The sequence below is a fragment of the Enterococcus sp. DIV0210g genome (assembly GCF_050559705.1).
In the GTDB taxonomy this organism is placed as follows: domain Bacteria; phylum Bacillota; class Bacilli; order Lactobacillales; family Enterococcaceae; genus Enterococcus_B; species Enterococcus_B faecalis_A.
Window position 1 is genome coordinate 1,550,125 of the sequence record NZ_CP187903.1, and the last position, 20,946, is coordinate 1,571,070.

A 20,946-nucleotide genomic window follows, 5' to 3' on the forward strand; every position below is an offset into this window, starting at 1 on the left:
CGCTATTAAGTCTAGCGTTTTCCGCAAAAGAAAACAACTTGTTTTTTTATTAAAAAAACAGTTGTTTCCAAAGTAAAAAGATTCTCTATTTGTATTTTTCCTCTAAACGGCTCATCCACCAGCCTAATGCTGCCCCTGCGCCGCATAAAACGAAACAAGCACCTATTCCCAGTACACCAAGACCAGAATAATCAGTCGGGATGATCATGATCGTTGAAGCAAAAACAACACCTAAAATAAAATGGAACAAACTGCTGTAAGCTTTTGAAAAAATAAAATCCATCAATTTTGATAATGTCAGTACGCACACGATCCCGCCGATCGCAATCGGGAAAATCACACTAAGATCTGCTGTTTTGAAGCCATCTGCCATTGCTTTATAGATACCCATGTAAACCAAAAAGTTCGATGGGCTAAGACCTGGAACGATCATTCCCAAACCAATCAAACCACCAGCGATCAACCATGTCACGAAGTTTTCTTCAACGTGGCTGTCAAACAATCTTGAACCATAGATCAAAAAGATCAAAGCTGCAATAAATGTTACTGCCAAAATAACCAAATCAGCAGATTTTCTTCCTTTTTTCCCAGCTTCATTCCATAATGCCGGCACAGTTCCTAGGATACAACCGACAAAAAACCATAAAATCGGTGTCTCATACGCGCCTAAAAGAAAACTGACCAAGAAGGACAGAAGAAAAACGCCTGTGATCCCACCAAGTCCAACTGGTAAGAAAAAGAAAAAGTTCTCTTTGAAATTTCTTGTGATATGAGCTAAAAATGAAATGATCCGCTCATAGATCCCGAAGACCGCTGCTAAAGCGCCCCCGCTGACTCCTGGCAGGATAAATCCTGATCCAATAAACATTCCTTTGACAAAACGCAAGGTCCAATCTTTTGAGTTCCCGACTTCTGCTTGTTTTCTTTCCATTGCTTTCCACGCACTCCTTCTTTCATCTTGTTTGTTTCTTTTCTTTAGGAAATCCAAGTCGTTCTTTGGATGATCCATTGATTCATTTTTACGATATCTGCGTAAAACATATTGCCTCCGTTATGATACAGATATCCTCCATTATAAAATAATGACTGCAGCTTCCAGTATCGGACTTGGGACTGATTTTCGTTTCCTAGTAACGGACTCAACACTTCTCTCGAATAAGTCTCAGCTAATTCGACACTGTTGGTTCCTCCGTTATTTTTTACATATTGGATATAATCAACCCCAAAATTATACGCTTGAACAGCTGTCCAGAAATTGCATCCTTGTTTTTCTGTTTCTTGAATCACTTTTTTCAGGTAGCTGACACCTTGATCAATACTTTTCGCTGGCGTATCGATAACGTTCGGCTCACCATAGGCACTCTCAGAACTTTGCATCAAATCAGTACCTTCACCTTTTGATTCTGTTAAAATAACAGCTTTTACCAGATCTTCGTATTCTTCCATGTCATATTTTTCGACCGCTTCTGTGATTTCTGCTTGGTAGGTATTGATTTTTTTGACCGCTTGATAGGTGCGGGTCAGCCAAACCAAAGCAGCTGTGATCACAGCAAATGCGATGAGCCATGCGACAAGGCGAAAGATCAAGAAGATTACTTTTTTCATATATAAATCACCTAATTTCAGACATCTTTCTTTAGCTTACTATTTCTTGCTCACCTTGGCTATTTCTTCCGCTAGTTTCTGTATGTTCCTTAATAAAAATTGAAATTTTGGAAGAGTTTTTCAAACAAATCGTTCTCTTTGAGTTTGAAACAGATGATTTTTTCTATTTCCAGCATTTTGAAAATATCCATTCATTGAAAAAATTTTTCCGTTATAAAAACACCGATGTTTGCAGTCCGCTTTCACAACGCCTCTTTTTATTTTAGCATTTTTTATGGAATTGTCTTGCGAAAGCTACCTGTTTTGAACAAAAAAAAGAGGCTGTGACATTTGTCATCAAGCCTCTTTTAAAAAATATTCAGTTGGTACTCGATTGTTGCGAGTATGCAGCTGATTTTTATGCTTCGATTTCTGTAACGATTCCTGAACCAACTGTTCGTCCGCCTTCACGGATAGAGAAAGTTGTTCCATTTTCAACAGCGATTGGATGGATCAATTCAACTTCGATCGTCACGTTATCACCAGGCATAACCATTTCTGTTCCTTCTGGTAAAACGATTGTTCCAGTCACGTCTGTTGTACGGAAGTAGAATTGTGGACGATAGTTGTTGAAGAATGGTGTATGACGTCCGCCTTCTTCTTTTGTCAATACATAAACTTCTGCTTTGAATTTTGTATGTGGAGTGATTGAACCTGGTTTTGCTAATACTTGACCACGTTCAATCTCGTCTCTTGTGATACCACGCAACAAGACACCTACGTTATCTCCTGCTTCTCCATAATCCAGTGTTTTACGGAACATTTCTACTCCGGTTACCACTGCTTTTTGAGTTTCAGGTTTGATTCCGACGATTTCTACTTCATCACCAACACGTACAGCACCGCGGTCGATACGACCAGATGCAACAGTTCCGCGTCCAGTAATTGAAAAGACATCTTCGACTGGTAATAACAATGGTTTGTCTGTATCACGTTCTGGAGTTGGGATATATTCATCAACAGTATCCATCAATTCCATGATTGCAGCTTCGGCATCAGGATCACCTTGAAGTGCTTTTAATGCTGAACCTTTGATAACAGGTGTGTCATCACCTGGGAAGCCATATTCGCTCAATAATTCGCGAACTTCCATCTCAACTAGATCGATCAATTCTTCATCATCGACTAAGTCTGTTTTATTCAAGAAAACAATCAGATATTTTACACCAACTTGACGTGAAAGCAAGATATGTTCACGTGTTTGAGGCATTGGTCCATCTGTTGCTGAAACAACCAAGATTGCTCCGTCCATTTGGGCAGCACCAGTGATCATGTTTTTCACATAGTCCGCGTGTCCTGGAGCATCGATATGCGCGTAATGGCGTTTTTCTGTTTCATATTCTACGTGGGCTGTATTGATTGTGATCCCGCGTTCTCTTTCTTCAGGGGCTGCGTCGATACTTGCGTAATCTTGAGGATTTGCAAGGCCTTTTTTCCCTAATACTGTAGTGATCGCAGCTGTTAATGTTGTTTTACCATGGTCAACGTGGCCGATAGTCCCGATGTTAACGTGTGGTTTACTTCTGTCGTAATGTTCTTTTGCCATAATTACAAACCTCCTAAATAGTTTGGGTCACTGAATAGATTCAGTTCTCACGAATACATTATAGTCTCTTTTTCCAAAAAGCAAAAAGGATATGTATCACTTACTTTATGTAAGAATCAAATCTGACTTTATTATACGTCAAAGTTGGTCAAAGTCAAGAAAGACGCTCGTCGTTTTCAGCCCATGAAAAAGGACTCATCATCGTTGATCCTCTGAGGGTTTGGATCGTTTACGACAAGTGTTTGATCATCCATCCATTCCAAATTTAGTTCTGTATACGTCAAGATTGCATCAAAATTTTCCAGTTCGTCGTATACTTCGTGCAACGCTCGGCTTCGTCCATTTTCTTCTTGGAATTCCGTGATAAGCCGCTCTTTGACCTTTTTTAGATACTGGTTGCCAAAAGTCACAATGAATTCGTCGAATAGTGATTTACTAGGAACTTCTAATACAAAATTGGTTTTTGTACTATAAGTATTCTTGAAATTCTCCCCTGTTTCGGAAAATCGTTTTTCCTGCACCAAATATTCATAACGGATCCCTTCTAATTCATAGGCAAAATCGATCCCTGCTGATGGAACCACATAGCTTAATACTTCTGTAATGAACTCAATGATCGAACCAACGCCCCATTTGAAACGGAAACTGGTCTCAAAATATTCTTCTGCCAAAAACAACACCTCTTTTTTGAAAACGTTAACATAATTGTAGCATAACTTTTTTGTTTCGCAAAAAGTAACTCATACATTATCTTATAGAAAGTTTAATTTCAGCCTTTTTTGATAGACGAAATCGTTTTTTTAAGGAATAATAATAACGAGGTGAGAAAGATGAAAAAAATCATCGGTTTACTGATCGTTCTTGCGATTTTTATCGGCGGGAGCTGGGGTGCCTATAATTATTTTTATGGCGGTTCAACCTACTATACAAAAATCGTGACGAATGGCGAAAAAGAAACAGGTCACACAGATAAAGGTGAAGGATATAATGTCTATATCTATGACCAAAAAGCATATAATGAAAAAGGCGAATCCAAGGATATTACTTTGCGGGAAGAACGTGATCGGCCCCTGAAAATGAATGCTTACTTGAAACTCAGCGTGAACCCCCGTAAAGGTGTCATGGGCTGGGAAGAAGTAAAACAAAGCGATGTCCCAGATGCAGCATTGGATAAATTAGAATAAACGAAAAGAGCCGAGTGGAAAACTCGGCTCTTTTTATTTGCTTTCCTGTGATTATCGACGCAATAAACATACTGAATAGGTTAAAAAAGCTGTCCCTCGGTATTAAGCTTTCAGACTGAAAAATATGAAGGACTATTTTCCAGTCTGAAAGAGTCTTAATGCTGTGAAACACGAAGAATGAAATGATTCGATGTCGAACAGTACCTACTTGGTGCTCGGAGCAGAACGACCCTCTCTCGACCTTTTTTAAACGGTGTTCGAGAGCTAACTCCTTAGCGATAAGCTTTTCTCAGAAAAATGTGAAAAGCCATTTTCCATGAGAAAAGAATCTTATCGCGTTGGAGCTGGACAGCTCTCTCACAACCTCTTCTTAAACGGTGTTTTCTCAGTTGCCCCTCGGTATTAAGCTTTCAGACTGAAAAATATGAAGAACTATTTTCCAGTCTGAAAGAGTCTTAATGCTCGGGACAGAACACTGAGAAAACAACCTCTTTCACTAAATCCGATTCATCACTTCTTCCACATTCTTGATCATCACAGAAATCGTCCCATCTGGATTGTTGACGAACTCGATTAAATCTGGGTTTCGATAGACATCGACTGGAACGACCAGCTCGATTCCATTTGAAAGTTTGAATTTCTGTTTGCCGAATTTTTTCTCTGAGATTTCTTGGACTTCTCTAACAGGTTCCGCTTCTGGCACAAATCCTTTTTCTTGGACTTCTTCTTTGAAAGCAAGTTTCGCTGTTACGTTATCTTTGAAGACTTTTTCAGCAATCATTTCATGATCCAGGCGCCCTTTTTCTTCAATCGTGTCATAAACTGCTTCTTTCAAATCAGCAATCAGATCAAATTCTTCTGTCTCGAATTTTTTTCCTAATGATTTTGCTACTTTTTGGATGACTTTGACATTTTCTTCAAGAGAAGGTGCTGGAACACTTTCAATCACTCTTTCCGAAAAATAATTTTGTTTTTTTCCAGAAAACTCATATTTTTTCTCAATCAATTCATAAGAAAGACCATTTAGATCAACAGCAAGTGCTTCATCGGCTTTTTGTGATTTCGAGCCTAAGATCGCACGATTTAAAATCAATTTGTTGTCGATCCCTTCTTCATCGGCTTCGATAAAATGAGTATAAGCTTCCCGATAATTGTTTTTCAGCAAAGCAAGGTGCATAACTGTGTCCACTTCATAAAGCACCAAAAAGACATCCGCACTAGGCGCTTCTTCGCTTTCTTGGTAAACTTCAAACCAGCGTTGGACTAATTGCTCACTTGCTGGAACAAAGTCTTCTTGACAAGCTTGGATCAATTTTGTAAAGCCGTTTTCGGCGGCAAGTGTCCCTGTTTTTGTTTGTGCTGATGAGATCTTTTGGATTTTTTTCTGTAAGTAATCGCGAACGAATTCTTTCGTCAAATCTAGTTCTTTTTGTGAAAAGACCGGTGAACCTGTTTCCCGATCAATAATATGCATGATTGCTTTTTTTAAATAAATATCCACGTTCTTCATTCCCTTCTGTTTTAGTTTAGCGAAAAAAAATATTTTTGCTAGTTATAAAATGAATTTTTTGACGATTTCTATTTAAATAACAAGCAAAATTCATCCATTTTTCAAAAAAGTAGGCTACACTAGTAGATGTATTAAATTAACGAAGGAGCTGAACAGAATGGATTCATTAAAAAGCACCTATAAATTAGCAAACGGTTACGAGATTCCTGTCATTGGATTCGGAACATGGCAAACACCTGACGGAGACGTTGCAGTGGCCTCTGTCAAAAAAGCACTAGAAGCTGGTTATCGTCACATCGATACAGCGCAAGGCTACAAAAATGAAGAAAGCGTGGGTCAAGCTATCAAAGAAAGCGGCGTCCCTCGTGAAGAAATCTTCTTAACAACAAAATTATGGAATGCAAACCATAGTTATGATCTAGTGATGTCTTCTTTTGAAGAGTCATTGGAAAAATTGCAAACAGACTACTTGGATCTTTTCTTGATCCACTGGCCAAATCCTGTAGCGTTCCGCGAAAACTGGCAGCAAGCCAACGCTGAGACATGGAGAGCTTTTGAAGAATTGTATGAAGCTGGAAAAATCAAATCAATCGGTGTCAGCAACTTTTTACCGCATCATTTAGATGAATTAGCAAAAACAGCGAAAATCATGCCGATGGTCAACCAAATCTTCTTAGCACCAGGCGAATTGCAGCCAGCTGTTGTCGATTACGGCAAACAACACGACATGGTGATTGAAGCATACAGCCCATTAGGAACAGGGAAAATTTTCGACGTACCAGAAATGAAACAAATCGCTGAAGCACATGGCAAATCAATTGCTCAAGTAGCATTGCGCTGGTCGTTGCAACATGGATTCTTACCATTACCTAAATCTGTTACACCAAGCCGGATCGAAGAAAATGCGCAAGTATTCGATTTCGAACTTTCAGAAGAAGAAATGAAACAAATCGACCAATTAGACGGCGTAGTTGGTAAAGCAAAAGATCCAGATACAACTTCTTTCTAATCAAAACAGCAACGCACTCGTTTGATGCAAGAAAGGATTGTTTCATCAATGGTCGATTATTCGAAACGCTTGGATCAATTACCAGAAACAGTTATCCAAACTTTTCATCCCGACTTTTTGTTCCTGATCTATCCAGATAAAATCCAGCATTTCCCGGCTCGAGGCTGGACAGAAGAACAAAAAATGGCAGCTTTCAGGGAAAGACTTGGGGAAAATCTGAAAACGACCAATTGGCATGGTCATCAAATCGTTTATACAGAGGAAAGTGTCTGTTTCGGGTTGATTCCGCGAGAAAATCATAAATAGAAAAACAGTAGGATTCCCAGGCATTTTTTACACATGTTCTTGGGTATCCTACTGTTTTTATTTTTCGTAATGCAGCGAGTTGTTGAGTTAACTATTTTAACCGTATTTTTTAAACAAAGCATCCGTTAGTATTTGAGAAAAATTCGCCTTGTCTTTTTCTCCTTTAGCCGCTAGCCATTCAGGAATCGTTACATTTTTCCGAACGGTCTTTTTTTTGATAAAAGGAGACGGATCTCCTTGGATAAGAGAAATGATCGTTTCATCCGCTTCTGCTTGCAGCTGCTTGATATCTGTTGGTTCAGGGATCTTTAAATTTTCGTCGATCGAATAGGCTAAAATACTATCCAGAAATTCTTTGGCATTGGACATAGCTTCTTCTAGGTCATCCCCTTGTGTGGCGCCCGCGAAATCAGGAAACACCACCGAAAATCCGTCATCTTCTTTCGTAAAAATCGCTGGATAACTTTTTTTTCATTTTCCATCATTCCTTTCTTCTACGGACGCTGAAGGCTAGGACTTTTTAAGTCCTAGATCCTTCAGCAGTTTTTGCTCTGTTCCTTTTTTTAAGTCCTTATTATGGACAGGTATCGGAACTGGCGGATATCCTTCTTTCATCATCATACGCATTATGCGCATCATTTCAAGTGTTGAAGTTTTTATGTTTTTTCTCTTTTCGGAATAAATGGTATTCATACAATTTATTTCGAACAAAAAAACCAGCAAAACCATTCTCATGTTTTGCTGGTTCCGAATATTTATTTTTAGCGTTCTGTTAAAGGTGTTGCTGCAAATTGCTCGATCAATGGAACAAAAGTCAATTTTACTTTGTATTTTCTTTCCAAAGCTTTTTCAATCGTAAAGTCATTTTCTTTTGTCATTGAGATCTCAGCCAATTTACGTGGTTCTTTTGCTGTTTCTTCGTAAACAACTACTGCTTCATCTGATTTCTCAAGATAGAATTTTGGATAGTCAGCTGTTGCTTTAGAAAAAGCATCGAAATCAAGAGAACCTTTTAATTTTGTTTCTGATTCGGTTTCTGCTGGTTTTGATTCAGCTTCTTCTTTTACTTCTTCTTTTGCTTTCGCTTCTTCTTTAACAGGTTCTTTTTCCGCTGGCTTCGCTGTTTCTGGTTTTTCTGAAACTTCTTGCTGCGGTTGGTTTTCCATTCTTTGATCATTCCAGTAAGAAACGATCTCGATCAATAGATTGTCGCGGAAACGTTCGAAGATCCCTTGTTCACCTGAACGGATTCGTTTCAACACAGTTGTAAAGTTGTCGTCGATCGGCACATTGACACGTGTTTTTTCGTTTGCTTTGCCAGCCAAACCAATCGTTAACATTTTTCGATTCGTTGGGTCTAATAAGACTTGCAAAGGCAAACCATAACGACGCAAACTTTCATCTTCTAAAGAATGAAATAATTGACTGCGGATCGCATCCAAAGATGGACGGAATTGATTCAATAATTTTTGTTTCTGTTTTTTCTTCATAAGAACTCTCCTTCACTCATACCTTTCGATTATAAAAAAAAAACAACGGATTGAAAAGGTATAAGTACAAAAAAACTTTAATTCTCTGTCAAATTGCGGGTGTTTTTAAGAAAAGTTCAAAAAAACAGCACTTTAGAAGAACGAAAAAGGAAGAAATGAACTTTTTCATTCTTCCTTTTGCAAATCAAAAATCATTGATTCTATTTTTTACGCAACTCTGCTAAAAGCTTTCTTGCTGTTTCTTGATTCATTTGTTTCGCTTTTTTCAGCTTTTCAGCTAATTCGTTGATTTCTGCCCCTTTTGCTCCCACAGTAATAGCAAGCGAACGCGCCTGTAAGGCCATATGTCCTTTTTGGATACCAGAAGTAACCAATGCACGAACAGCCGCCAAATTTTGAGCCAAACCTACAGAGACCATCACTTGAGCAAGTTCTTCTGCAGAGTCTACATCAAGCATCTCTAGCGCTGCTTTCGCTTTGGGTAAAACCTTCAACGCGCCGCCCACAGAAGCCACTGCTAGCGGAAGCGTCAATTCGCCCACTAACTTATCACCTTTGATCTGCCAATCTGTCAATCCTTCATATTGTCCATGACGTGCAGCATAGACATGGATTGCAGAAGCTGCGGCACGTGTATCATTGCCTGTTGCTAAGACGACTGCATCGATGCCATTCATGATGCCTTTATTATGTGTAGCTGCGCGGTAAGGATCTAATTTTGCATATTCTCCTGCTTGTTGGATTTTTTCAGCAGCTGCTTTACCTTCTTCTCTTGTTTTGCCTAAACGTTCAAAAGGAATCTCACAGCGTGCCGTTGCTAAGGATTCTGTCGCAAAATTACTTAAGATACTGAATAAAATCGTTTTTTCTGGAAACCAGCTGCGGATCTCTTCTGCTACGCCTTCTAGGATCGTATTGATGATGTTTGCGCCCATTGCATCTTTTACATCCACTAAAAAGTCGATCGACAAATAAGCACTGCTGCTGCCCATAAATTCTCGTGTCAAGATTTCGCGTACGCCGCCGCCGCGTTTGATAATCGAAGGATAACTTTTTGCAGCAGCTTCAAAAAGTTCTTCTTTCCGCTCTTCTACAGCTTGGATCACTTCCAAGTAAACGGCATCACCTGTCAAAACGATTTGGCCCCGCATCAGCCGGCGTGGTGTAGAAGCCGTGATATTTCCACAGATTTTTGCGCCGTTGCTAGCTGCTGCGATAACGGAAGGTTCTTCTGTCGCCATTGGGATTATTTTTGACTGGCCGTTTATCACAAAGTTTTGTGCCACACCTAACGGAATCTCGATTTCGCTGATTTGATTTTCGATCAAATGATTGGCGATTTCTTCTGTTAAAACTTGTTCTTTCAGTACAGTTTCTTGTTCTTTGGTGATTTTGCCTTCTTCCAACAATTGTTGGCGTCGTTCAGCGGGACTTAGCTGATAAAACTTTTTTTGGCTTAGGCCCTCTCTGCTTTGCCTGGGAGATTCCAGGAGCATTGCTAATCCCAGACCTCCACCGATACATAACGAAGCGATGCCGTATTTTTTGTCTTCGCGTTTCAATGCATAACCTAACGTTGTTAAAATTCTTGCACCGCTTGCGCCAATCGGATGACCTAGTGAGATCCCGCCGCCATAAATGTTGACTTTTTCTTCATCTAGACCTAAGTTGTGATTGACTGCAATCGAAGAAGCGGCAAATGCTTCATTGATCTCGAACAAATCGATTTCAGAAAGCGGCAGATCTGCTTTTTCGAGAAGTCGATTGATGGCTGTGATTGGTGCTACGCCCATGATTGAAGGATCAATCCCGATTTCCGCTGTTTCTTTGATTACTGCCAGATAGGAAAGACCATTTTTCTCTGCATATTCTTTTGAAGCTAGCAGCAACACAGAAGCACCATCGTTCAATGTCGAAGCGTTTCCTGCAGTAACAGTACCATTTTCAGAAAATACAGTCCGTAATGTACCGAGTTTTTCTAATGTACTGTTTCCGCGGATTCCTTCATCTTGGTCCACAAGGGTCTCGCCTGATTGGATAGGAAGGATTTCTTCTTTGAACATGCCTTTTTCTGTGGCACTTGCTGCTTTTAATTGCGATTGCAACGCAAATTCATCTTGTTGTTCTCTGGTCACAGAAAATGTTTGGGCCACTTTTTCTGCAGTTAATCCCATGTGTGTCTTTGAAAATGCATCGGTCAGACCATCATTGATCATGCTTGAGATAGGATCACCATAGCTGTCGGTCTCTTTCTCATACTTTTGGAGTAATGGTGCTTGAGACATGCTTTCTGTCCCTCCAGCCAGCACGACTTCTGCTTCTCCCAGCTGGATCAATTGTCTTGCTAAAATAACAGCTTTCATTCCTGATCCGCAAACTTCATTCACTGTCATTGCCGGTGTAGTCTCAGGTATACCGCTGTTGATCGAGATTTGGCGTGCCACGTTTTGTCCGCTGCCTGCCTGCAGAACATTTCCAAAGATCACTTGATCGATCTGATCTCCTGCTACATGGGTTTTATGTAAAATCTCTTTGGATACTTTTTCTCCTAATTCAGTTGCTGAAAAGCCACTTAGACTTCCTTTATATTTACCGATCGGTGTTCGGATTGCATCAATTATTACGACTTCTTTCAAGTAAGCCACCTCCAAAAAAAAATATAACACTCTTTCCTTCAAATACAAATAAATTTTAACAATACTTAAATATTCGTATTCTTCGCTGTCTTTTTGTTCATTTTGTGATACTTTATTATACGTGAGTTTTTATTTTGAGCAAAGAGGTGTTGAAATGAAAATTGGGATTGATCGACTTTCCTTTTTTATTCCTGATTTATATTTAGATATGACAGAGTTAGCAGAAGGTCGTGGGGACGATCCTGCAAAATATCATATTGGTATCGGACAAGATCAAATGGCTGTTAATCCAGTTTCAGAAGATATCATTACTTTTGGTGCAAATGCTGCCAGCCGCATCGTCACAGAAGATGACCGCGAAACGATCGATATGGTGATCGTAGGAACGGAATCTGGGATCGATCATTCAAAAGCGAGTGCAGTCATTATCCACCGTTTATTGAAAATACAGCCTTTTGCGCGCGCCTTTGAAGTCAAAGAAGCTTGCTATGGCGGAACTGCAGCATTGAATATGGCAAAAGAATATATCCAAAACCATCCAGATCGAAAAGTATTGGTCATCGCCAGCGACATTGCCCGCTACGGACTAAAAAGCGGCGGCGAAGTGACACAAGGTGCCGGTGCAGTTGCGATGATGGTGACAAAAGATCCAAGAATCCTTTCTTTTGAAAACGACAATGTTTTCCATACAGAAGATATCTATGATTTTTGGCGACCAGATTACAGCGAATTTCCAGTAGTCGATGGTCCTTTATCAAATGCAACCTATATCGAAGCTTTCCAAAAAGTGTGGTACCACCACGTGGAAACAAGCGGATTACAGTTAGCTGATTACGATGCGCTATGCTTCCATATCCCCTATACAAAAATGGGTAAAAAAGCATTACAAAGTGTGTTAGAAGATACCGACAGCGAAACACAAGAACGTTTGCTTGCCCGCTATGAAGAAGGCATCCGCTACAGCCGTCGAATCGGCAATCTTTATACCGGCTCTTTATATCTTGGTTTGATTTCTTTACTTGAAAACAGCCAAAACCTACAAGGCGGCGAACGAATCGGACTCTTCAGTTATGGTTCCGGCGCTGTTAGTGAATTCTTTACCGGCACACTGGAAAAAGGATTCCAAAACTACCTTTTCTCCGATGTCCATCAGCAAATGCTGGACACACGTAAAAAGCTTTCTTTACAAGAATATGAAGAAATCTTCAGCGAAAAAGCACCTGAACATGGTGAACAGGCAGTCTATTCAGATCCAATGACATTTTCAATCGAAAAAATCGAAAATGATATCCGCTACTACCGCGGAATGGCATAAGAAAAAGCAGGAGCGTGCATTACGCTCCTGCTTTTTTGTCTTCTTTTTCATCTAAAAAGTGAGTATAATTTAAATACATCATCATTACAAAGGAGGTCCTATCATGAAAACAAGACGCCAAGGAAATGCAATCGTTTTGACTGTTCCTTCAAAATTTGGCATTGAAGAAAATGTTGAATATCTTGCAATCAAAGGTACAAATGATTCTATCACTTTTATTAAAAAGAAAAAAAATATTTTTGAAGAAGCAGCCAAAAACGGAGAGAAGATTGATGCTAGTCCAGGATTCCCTGGAGAGTGTTTGTAGAAGCGTCCCCCTTTAGGCTCACTTTTCTTTATCCCCCGCTGGCCAATACAACAATCGATAAGTAATAGTCGTTGTGCTGCAGATAGTCGTTTTTCCTTTAAAAAGTCGTTCAAGCAATGACTGAAACAGCGGATGGTTCTGCTGTTCTTCATAGTATTCTTCCACCATTTCCCGAGTAATTTCTTCTTGGTACTGATACGTAAAATCTTTTTTATGAGATCCTAAGTTCTGTGCTGTCAAAAAACGTTCAAATGTATCCATCAGCGAACTGTCATCATTTGGGTCTGTTTCAGCAATTCCTAACAGTTGGTCTGCACGCGAAAAAAGATCATCATGGTTTTCGATCATTCGCAAGACAACGACCCATTTTTTACTTTTCCTCATCAATTGAAGCAACTGATTTTCTTCTGTCAACGCTGGGTTCATCGCAGAAAAGACAACATCATACTTCTGGTCATCAGCAAAAAAGTCTGCCATATTTTTTTGGATGAAATGAACATTTTCCAAGGCGTGCTTTTCTGCTTCTATTTTTGCAAACTTCAACATTTGATCCGAAAAATCGATCAAATCATATTGACCTGTTTGAGGAGCAAAATTTTTAAGATAGCGCCCCGTACCACCTGCTGCATCAGCAAATGTTTGTGTAGGGAAAATCCCTGCTTTGGCTAAAAATGCCGCCGCATCTTCTGCAATCGGCAGTCGAGATTCTTCTTGGATCTCATAATAGGTTTCCGCAAAGTCATCCCAAAACTCTTCTGTTTCGATCCTTCTCACCACTTTCTCGTTTGAAATCAACGGAAAAAAAGAAGCTATCACAGCCTGTTTTCCTGCATCGATTTAACAGGATCAGCAAACTGCTGAATAGCTGGACAACTTCTTTATTTTTTTATTCGCTTACTACTTTATTTTTTTGGACACGCAAGATGATTAGTTTTGTGATTTCCATCAAAATAATCGTTACGATCGCAATACCCATAGATACTAACACTTCTTGAATACCAAATGCAGCTGGAATCGAGAAGACTTCTTTCAATCCAGGGATCATTGTCAAACTGAACAAAGCGCCGCAGACTACGACAGCCAACAGTACAACTTTGTTTGAGAAGAATCCAGCTTGGAACGCTGTTTGGGTATTTGAACGTGCTGGGAAAGTTTGGAACGTACGGCACCAGATCAATGTAGAGAAGGACATCGCTACACCGAATTCTTGTGAATGCTGCATACCAAGCCATTGTGCAAAGATAACAGCGACACCGATCAAGATTCCGCGGTATGTTACAGAAATCAAGGTACGGCCAGTAAAGATACCTGAATTAGGATCTCTTGGCGGACGTTCCATTGTTGACGGCTCTGCTTTTTCAGTACCTAATGCAATCGCTGGTAAAGAGTCGTTTACTAAGTTGATAAACAACAATTGCAGCGCTGTGAATGGATTTGTCCAGTCAGCAAGTAAGGCAAAGATGATGGCGATGATCGCTCCTAAGTTTCCGGCAAACAAGTAAGAAACAGCTTTTTTGATATTGTCGAAAACGTTACGTCCTACTTCTACCGCATTTACGATCGAAGCAAAGTTATCATCTGTCAAGACCATTGCTGCTGCATCTTTCGCTACGTCTGTCCCTGTACCCATTGCAATACCGATATCTGCTTGTTTCAAGGCAGGCGCATCATTTACACCGTCACCAGTCATTGCAGAGATATGACCTTTTGTTTGCCATGCACGAACGATTCGGATTTTATTTTCTGGAGAAACACGTGCATAAACGGTTACTTTTTCTAAAACTTGTGTTAATTCTTCTTCAGACAATGCATCTAGTTCAGTACCAGTCAATGCTTGGTCGCCTTCAGAAAAAATACCGATTTCTTGCGCAATTGCTACAGCAGTTGTTTTGTGGTCACCAGTAATCATGATTGTCTTGATTCCCGCACTCTTCGCTTCTGCTACGGCACTTGTTACTTCTTTTCTTGGCGGATCGATCATCGCCATCAAACCAACAAGTACTAGCTCATCTTCGTCATCGAATGAAAGTTCCAATGAATCGATTGGGCGGTAAGCAAAGGCCAAGACACGCAATGCGCGTTTAGAAAATGCTTCATTTTGGTCTTGGAATTGTTTTCTGATTTCATCTGTCATTGGTACGACTTCGCCATTCATCAAAACATATTTGCTTCGTCCGAACACGATGTCTGGTCCGCCTTTTACCAATAGAACATTTTCTTCGTCGATCGAATGAGCGGTCGACATCAATTTACGATCAGAGTCAAAAGGCAATTCGCTTTGACGCGGATAGTTTTGACGGATCTCATGGTAAGGCTGGTTTAATTTCTCACTGAAGTCAACGAATGCTACTTCTGTTGGATCGCCTAGTTTGCTTCCATCTTCACTGATTGAGGCATCATTGGCCAACACACTGATTTCGATCAAGCGGCGTTCATCTGTTGTCCATTTTGACGGATCATTGGTAAAGTCGCCTGTATCGCCATTCGCCAAATAGTAATCAACGACCGTCATTTTGTTTTGTGTCAATGTTCCGGTTTTATCCGTACAAATGATACTTGTTGAACCAAGTGTTTCAACAGCAGGCAGTTTACGGATGATAGCATGGCGTTTTGCCATTTTGTTTGTTCCTAAAGATAAAACGATGGTCACGATCGACTGTAATGCTTCTGGGATTGCAGCAACAGCAACAGCGACAGCAAACATGATTGCGTCGATGATATCTTTTGAAAGATCGCCTGTGCCCTCACCAGTAAAGATACGTAATAATTGGATACCTAAAATCACAAGTGACAACGCAAGGATCGCTAAGCTTAGTTTTTTACTGAAACTGTCTAATCCTCTTTGAAGCGGTGTTGCTTGTTCTGTTGTGCTTTCTAATAATCCGGCAACTTGTCCGATTTCTGTGTTATTTCCTGTAGAAGTGACTAGTAATTTTCCACGTCCGTAAGTTACGATCGTTCCGCTGAAGACCATGTTTGTACGGTCGCCGATTGGTACAGTTTGTTCGATGTCTCCTACTGATTTCTCAGCAGCTTGAGATTCCCCTGTCAACATACCTTCGTCGATTTTCAACGAACCAGCCTCTAACAAACGGCCATCTGCCGGTACATAATCCCCTGCATCCAGCAAGACGATATCGCCTACGACTAATTCTTTTGCTAAAACAGTACGCTCTTTGCCATCTCTGATTACACGTGCATCAGGAGCGGACAAGTTTTTCAGCGCCTCTAGAGAACCTTCTGCTTTTTTTGCTTGTACAACACTAACTACTGAGTTCAGCAGCAATACAGCAAAAATAACGACAAACTCGATATAGTCACCCATTACCAGCTGGATAGCAGCAACGATCAGCAAAACGATGACCATTGCATCTTTGAATGTTTCTAAAAATAATTTCCAGACAGGTTTCTTTGGGGCTTCCTTCAGCTGATTGTAGCCGTCTCTTTCCAACCTTGTTTGTGCTTGTTCTGTACTCAACCCTGATTCAGAACTCTCTGTTTGAGTCATCAGCGATTGAACCGATTCTTTGTAGATTTCTTGCTGATGCTGTTCTTTGTTTTCCACTTGTCATCCCCCGTTTTTTTATTTTTCACCAATTTTTTCCTGTCCTGTCATAAAAAAAAGACCTAAGACAAATAGCAATTTGTCTTAGGTCTCACCATTTCATACAATACCAGAAAACCATTGGTTAACTTACTGTTGATATTATCGCAACACTGGGTTGCCGGTTACTCCCCTAAGGAGGTTATTCAACTGTAAGTTCATGTTACCTTACTTTTTTGCAAAACGCAACTATCGGAATTGTTTTTTTTGAAATAATATTGAAAGATTTTCAACACCTCAATTAGAATTTTTTACTGCAGCCATGCTATACTATACGAGATTGAAAAAGGAGGACACAAGTTGGTAGGAAGTATTATTTCTTTTATTTTTTTTATCAATGCACTTATTGCATTAATTACTATTTTGATGAAACCTAGAGATGTTGCAGCGATCTGGGCATGGCTGCTGGTGTTATTTGCTTTGCCTGGTTTCGGTTTTGTTTTATATCTCTTCTTCGGTCGAGGATTGACTGACAAGAAAAAATTCTATCTTCAACAAAGCGATTTGAAGGAATTAGATAACTTTCGTGATTTTAAAGACAATACAGATGAATTATACGATCAAGGAATGAAAAATCCCGATCATCAGCAGTTCGTCGACTTTTTTTCTGCGTTGAACAGAATGCCGCTGACACGAAATAATGCAGTTGATTTGTTTACAGATGGTCAAGAAAAATTGGATGCTCTTCTAAAAGATATCAAAAACGCCAAACACTCGATCCATATCGAATATTATGCATTCGTTACCGATAGCATTGGGCAGCAAGTTCTTCGTTTACTGGAAGAAAAAGCAGCTGAAGGTGTCGAAGTCCGTCTGCTTTATGATGCTTTTGGTTCAAAAGGTTCCAAGGCAAAAGACTTCAAAAAGCTGATCGAAAACGGCGGTCATGCGCAAACATTCATTACTTCGCAAAAAGCATTGATGCGTTTTCGTCTGAACTATCATGATCACCGCAAAATCGTTGTGATCGATGGCAAGTACAGTTACATCGGCGGTTTCAACATTGCGGATCAATATGTCAAAACAACGAAAAAATTCGGCTACTGGCGCGATACGCATCTTCGTATTTATGGTGCTGCGTCTTCGCTGCTGCAATTACGTTTTCTAATGGACTGGAATGCTTCTGTGCCTGCTGAACGAAAAGTCGGCTATCATTTGGATTATTTCTTCAAGAAAACAGACAGTCATACGGTCAAAGAAAACAAAACATCGATCCAAATCGTTTCCAGCGGTCCAAATAGTGAAAATGAACAAATCAAACTCGCTTTTATCAAGTTGATCACTTCCGCAAAAAAACGCCTTTGGATCCAAACACCTTACCTTGTTTTAGATGAAAGTGTGCTTGCTGCATTGAGAATTGCAGCCGCTTCTGGCGTAGAAGTAAAAATCATGATCCCAAATAAGCCAGATCATCCCTTCATCTATCGTGCGACACAGTATTATGCACGCCAGCTTATCAAGGATAAAATCGAGATTTTGATTTATGAAGGCGGCTTTATGCACGCTAAAACATTGATCATGGATGAAGAAATCTGTATGGTCGGTTCCGCTAACCAAGATATCCGCAGTTATCGCTTGAATTTTGAAAGCAGTGCTGTTTTGTACGACCCGGAATGTTTAGACAAACTAGCGGACAAGTTTATCCAAGATGAAGCAATCTCTACCATGATGACTGAAGAAACTGTAAGCCAGATGTCAAAATGGCTATTGTTCAAGCAACAAGTTTCTCGCCTGTTTTCACCTATTCTTTAATTATTCATTAAGCTCTAGTGGAAAAGTTCCTCTTATTAGACGAAAAAACGGTATCAGTTTATCTTGGATATAGAATATAAGATAGCGTTTTCAAAGAGATGCCCAGTGTATTTCTTTGATATTCAAATAGGAGGGAGAAAAAATGTCAACAATGGTATTTGTAAATTTTCCAGTTAAAGATGTCGCAAAGTCCACAGAATTTTATCAAAAACTCGGGTTTACGATGAATCCTGAATTCTCAACAGATGAAGCAACTGCAATGGTGTGGGATGAACATTTCATGGTCATGCTGCTGGATCATGGTTTTTATCGCAAGTTTATCGGTGATAAAACGATTGCTGATACAAAAACAACAAGCGGTGCTTTGATTGCTTTCAGCATGAACAGCGTTGAGGAAGTCAAAGCCTTTGGTGAAAAAGCAGAAGCAAATGGCGGAAATGTTTACCATGTCGATATGGGATTTCCCGAAGAGCAAATGTATAATTTGGAAGTGCAAGATTTAGATGGAAATATTTTAGAACCAAACTGGATGAATATGTAGAAAAGCTCCGGCAGACAAACATCTGCCGGAGCTTTTTGCTTTTCATTCTGTTTTTGCAAAATTTACTTATTTGACAACTAATACATTGCACGATGCATGATTTACGACATACGCAGTCGTTGATCCTACGATTGCGCGTTCTACTGCGTTCAGTCCGGTTGATCCTAAAACGATCAGATCAATTGGTTCTTTTGACTCATTGAAATTTGCGATCAATGTTTTCGGATAGCCATACATGATATAGGTCTCCACATCCGTTACTTCTTTCTCAATCGCCAGGTTACGGTGCGCATCCATTTGGTTTTTCGCTACTTCATCCAGCTCATCTTGAAGGTTCGCAGTTGTAAAAGCAAAATCACCAAAGAAATTCCCTGTTATTTCATTTACATACAAAATGTGAAGCTTCGCGTGATTTCTTTTCGCAATCTCGATTGCCTCTGCAAAAGCTTTTTCTGCTTGTTCCGACCCATCGATCGCGATTAGAATATTGTTATAAGAATCCATTGAAACCGCCTCCTTTACATCTATTTTAGCACTGTTTGAGAGAACGGACAAATAAATCAACGATCAAAAATATTTTTTGATCAAACAACAATAAACCTTATGCTTCAAAACCATTTTTTTCAGATACTTGTTTGAACCAATGACCAGATTTCTTGATTGTTCGTTTGCCGTCTTGGTCTAAATCGACAGCGATGAAGCCATAACGGTTTTTATAGGCATTTGTCCAAGACCAGTTATCCATACATGTCCACATATGATAACCCACACAATTTGTTCCTTCTTCAATCGCCTGATGTACATATTTCAAATGATCTTGTACGAATTCGATGCGGTAATCGTCTTCGATCACGCCTTCTTGATTGACGAAGCGTTCTTCCCCTTCAACACCCATTCCATTTTCAGAGATATAGCATTTGATATTGCCATAATTTTCTCGGGTATTCGTTAAAATATCATAGATTCCTTTTTCATAGATTTCCCATCCGCGGTAAGGATTCATTTTTTTGCCTGGCATGTCGTAATTATCAAAATAATCATCTGGCATTGGGCCGTTTTTGTGATCGACAGGTGTTTCTTTTGCTTTGATTCTTCGAGGCTGGTAGTAATTGATTCCCAAAAGATCCACTGTATTTTCTTTGATTAGTTCAAGGTCGCCTTCCTTGAATTCAGGGACCATATCTAATTCTTTAACGATCTCGATCAATTCTTCTGGGAATGTTCCTTTGACTGCTGGATCTAAAAATGAGCGGTTGAAAAACGCATCCGCAATCGCGGCTGCTTTCACATCAGCTGGATTATTTTCATCTCTTGGATAACTTGGCGTCAAGTTCAAGATGATCCCGATTTCTCCATCTTGTGCCATTTCGTGATAGATTTTGATTGCTTTAGCACTTGCTAATGTTTCATGGAAACCGACTTGGACTGCTTCTTTAAGATTCACATGGTTTGGATAATGGAATTGATACAGATAACCTGCTTCGACAGGTACGATTGGTTCATTATGGGTGAACCATTTTTTGACGATCCCGCCAAATAATTCAAAACAAGTTTTTGCATATTCTGCATACGCATCTACTGTTTCTCGATTGAGCCAGCCGCCTTTTTCCTGCAGCGCCATCGGCATATCGAAATGGTAAAGATTGACGAATGGCTCAATGCCGTTTTCTAAAAGTTCTGTGAAGTAATCATGGTAAAAAGATACTGCTGTTTGGTTGACTTCTCCAGCGCCATTTGGGAACAAACGGCTCCACTGGATAGATGTCCGAAAGGTATTATGACCTGTTTGTTTCATTAATTGAACGTCTTCACGATATTTTGTATAAACTTGAGATGTATTTTCAGGACCAACTTGATCAAAAAATTTCTCTGGTTCTTTTTCATACCAATAGTCCCAGATACTCTCCCCTTTGCCATCTCCTAAAATTCTGCCCTCTGTTTGTGGTCCGCTAGCTGCAGAGCCCCACCAAAAACCTTTTGGAAAGTTATATACTGTCATTTTCTATTCCTCGCTTTTTCATTTGATACCGTTATCATAACCAACTCAAAAAAATAAATCAATACTTTTATTGAAAAATGACTAGACATTTAAAAAATACCGT

General features: G+C 39.8%; 19 protein-coding genes. 7 read left to right on the forward strand and 12 right to left on the reverse strand.

Annotated elements, in window-relative coordinates; translation table 11 throughout:
* Positions 1-85 precede the first annotated feature (85 nt).
* The 4 genes from IGI64_RS07495 to IGI64_RS07510 form a co-directional block, all read right to left on the reverse strand.
* The gene (locus tag IGI64_RS07495) at positions 86-931 is read right to left on the reverse strand and encodes a DUF368 domain-containing protein (RefSeq protein ID WP_429940069.1); all 846 of its coding nucleotides are present in this window, start codon (positions 929-931) and stop codon (positions 86-88) included.
* Positions 932-975: 44 nt separating this feature from the next.
* Positions 976-1,605 carry a lysozyme family protein gene (locus IGI64_RS07500; protein ID WP_429940070.1) on the reverse strand — a complete coding sequence of 210 codons (630 nt, stop codon included), beginning with the start codon at positions 1,603-1,605 and terminating at the stop codon, positions 976-978.
* 397 nt (positions 1,606-2,002) lie between these two features.
* Positions 2,003-3,190, reverse strand: coding sequence for an elongation factor Tu (gene tuf, locus IGI64_RS07505; protein WP_016625549.1), 1,188 nt, complete (start codon positions 3,188-3,190; stop codon positions 2,003-2,005).
* Between the two features lie 176 nt (positions 3,191-3,366).
* Positions 3,367-3,861: a hypothetical protein gene (locus tag IGI64_RS07510; protein ID WP_429940072.1), complete on the reverse strand. Its 495-nt coding sequence runs from the start codon at positions 3,859-3,861 to the stop codon at positions 3,367-3,369.
* Positions 3,862-4,020: 159 nt separating this feature from the next.
* On the opposite strand from IGI64_RS07510, the gene IGI64_RS07515 reads away from it, so the two are divergent.
* Entirely contained in the window at positions 4,021-4,374 is a 354-nt protein-coding gene (locus IGI64_RS07515) for a YxeA family protein (protein ID WP_429940073.1), read from the forward strand.
* 496 nt (positions 4,375-4,870) lie between these two features.
* On the opposite strand, the gene IGI64_RS07520 is transcribed toward IGI64_RS07515, so the two are convergent.
* The gene (locus IGI64_RS07520; RefSeq protein WP_034863214.1) at positions 4,871-5,875 is read right to left on the reverse strand and encodes a nucleoid-associated protein; all 1,005 of its coding nucleotides are present in this window, start codon (positions 5,873-5,875) and stop codon (positions 4,871-4,873) included.
* A gap of 166 nt (positions 5,876-6,041) precedes the next feature.
* Between IGI64_RS07520 and IGI64_RS07525 the strand changes: the two genes are divergently transcribed.
* Together IGI64_RS07525 and IGI64_RS07530 are read left to right on the forward strand one after the other, a co-directional pair.
* Complete coding sequence (locus IGI64_RS07525; protein ID WP_429940074.1) at positions 6,042-6,893, forward strand: aldo/keto reductase; 852 nt, start codon at positions 6,042-6,044, stop codon at positions 6,891-6,893.
* Positions 6,894-6,941: 48 nt separating this feature from the next.
* Complete coding sequence (locus IGI64_RS07530) at positions 6,942-7,199, forward strand: hypothetical protein (protein WP_429940075.1); 258 nt, start codon at positions 6,942-6,944, stop codon at positions 7,197-7,199.
* A gap of 96 nt (positions 7,200-7,295) precedes the next feature.
* Here IGI64_RS07530 and IGI64_RS07535 read toward each other — a convergent pair whose 3' ends face one another.
* The 3 genes from IGI64_RS07535 to IGI64_RS07545 all read right to left on the reverse strand — a co-directional run bounded on the left by IGI64_RS07535 (position 7,296) and on the right by IGI64_RS07545 (position 11,325).
* Positions 7,296-7,652 (reverse strand): type II toxin-antitoxin system HicB family antitoxin, encoded by a 357-nt coding sequence (locus IGI64_RS07535; RefSeq protein WP_429940762.1) that lies wholly within the window; start codon positions 7,650-7,652, stop codon positions 7,296-7,298.
* A 308-nt stretch (positions 7,653-7,960) separates the two neighbouring features.
* Positions 7,961-8,689, reverse strand: coding sequence for a hypothetical protein (locus tag IGI64_RS07540; RefSeq protein ID WP_429940076.1), 729 nt, complete (start codon positions 8,687-8,689; stop codon positions 7,961-7,963).
* A gap of 200 nt (positions 8,690-8,889) precedes the next feature.
* Entirely contained in the window at positions 8,890-11,325 is a 2,436-nt protein-coding gene (locus IGI64_RS07545; RefSeq protein WP_429940077.1) for a hydroxymethylglutaryl-CoA reductase, degradative, read from the reverse strand.
* 154 nt (positions 11,326-11,479) lie between these two features.
* On the opposite strand from IGI64_RS07545, the gene IGI64_RS07550 reads away from it, so the two are divergent.
* Together IGI64_RS07550 and mazE are read left to right on the forward strand one after the other, a co-directional pair.
* A complete protein-coding gene (locus tag IGI64_RS07550; RefSeq protein ID WP_429940078.1) occupies positions 11,480-12,640 on the forward strand; it encodes a hydroxymethylglutaryl-CoA synthase in 1,161 nt (386 codons plus the stop codon).
* 103 nt (positions 12,641-12,743) lie between these two features.
* Positions 12,744-12,947, forward strand: a complete 204-nt coding sequence (gene mazE, locus IGI64_RS07555) for a type II toxin-antitoxin system PemI/MazE family antitoxin (RefSeq protein WP_429940079.1) — start codon at positions 12,744-12,746, stop codon at positions 12,945-12,947.
* Positions 12,948-12,965: 18 nt separating this feature from the next.
* Here mazE and IGI64_RS07560 read toward each other — a convergent pair whose 3' ends face one another.
* Complete coding sequence (locus tag IGI64_RS07560) at positions 12,966-13,763, reverse strand: class I SAM-dependent methyltransferase (protein ID WP_429940080.1); 798 nt, start codon at positions 13,761-13,763, stop codon at positions 12,966-12,968.
* 70 nt (positions 13,764-13,833) lie between these two features.
* Positions 13,834-16,512: a cation-translocating P-type ATPase gene (locus IGI64_RS07565; protein ID WP_016625536.1), complete on the reverse strand. Its 2,679-nt coding sequence runs from the start codon at positions 16,510-16,512 to the stop codon at positions 13,834-13,836.
* 339 nt (positions 16,513-16,851) lie between these two features.
* Here IGI64_RS07565 and cls point away from each other — a divergent pair, with 339 nt between their 5' ends.
* Positions 16,852-18,303, forward strand: coding sequence for a cardiolipin synthase (gene cls / locus IGI64_RS07570; protein WP_429940081.1), 1,452 nt, complete (start codon positions 16,852-16,854; stop codon positions 18,301-18,303).
* A gap of 142 nt (positions 18,304-18,445) precedes the next feature.
* Complete coding sequence (locus tag IGI64_RS07575) at positions 18,446-18,844, forward strand: VOC family protein (protein ID WP_034863204.1); 399 nt, start codon at positions 18,446-18,448, stop codon at positions 18,842-18,844.
* Between the two features lie 66 nt (positions 18,845-18,910).
* Here the strand turns inward: IGI64_RS07575 and IGI64_RS07580 are convergent, their stop codons facing one another.
* Together IGI64_RS07580 and IGI64_RS07585 are read right to left on the reverse strand one after the other, a co-directional pair.
* On the reverse strand, positions 18,911-19,348 hold the full coding sequence (locus IGI64_RS07580) for a universal stress protein (protein ID WP_429940082.1): 438 nt from the start codon (positions 19,346-19,348) through the stop codon (positions 18,911-18,913).
* A 97-nt stretch (positions 19,349-19,445) separates the two neighbouring features.
* Positions 19,446-20,843, reverse strand: coding sequence for a glycoside hydrolase family 1 protein (locus IGI64_RS07585; protein ID WP_429940084.1), 1,398 nt, complete (start codon positions 20,841-20,843; stop codon positions 19,446-19,448).
* Between the last annotated feature and the right edge of the window lie 103 nt (positions 20,844-20,946).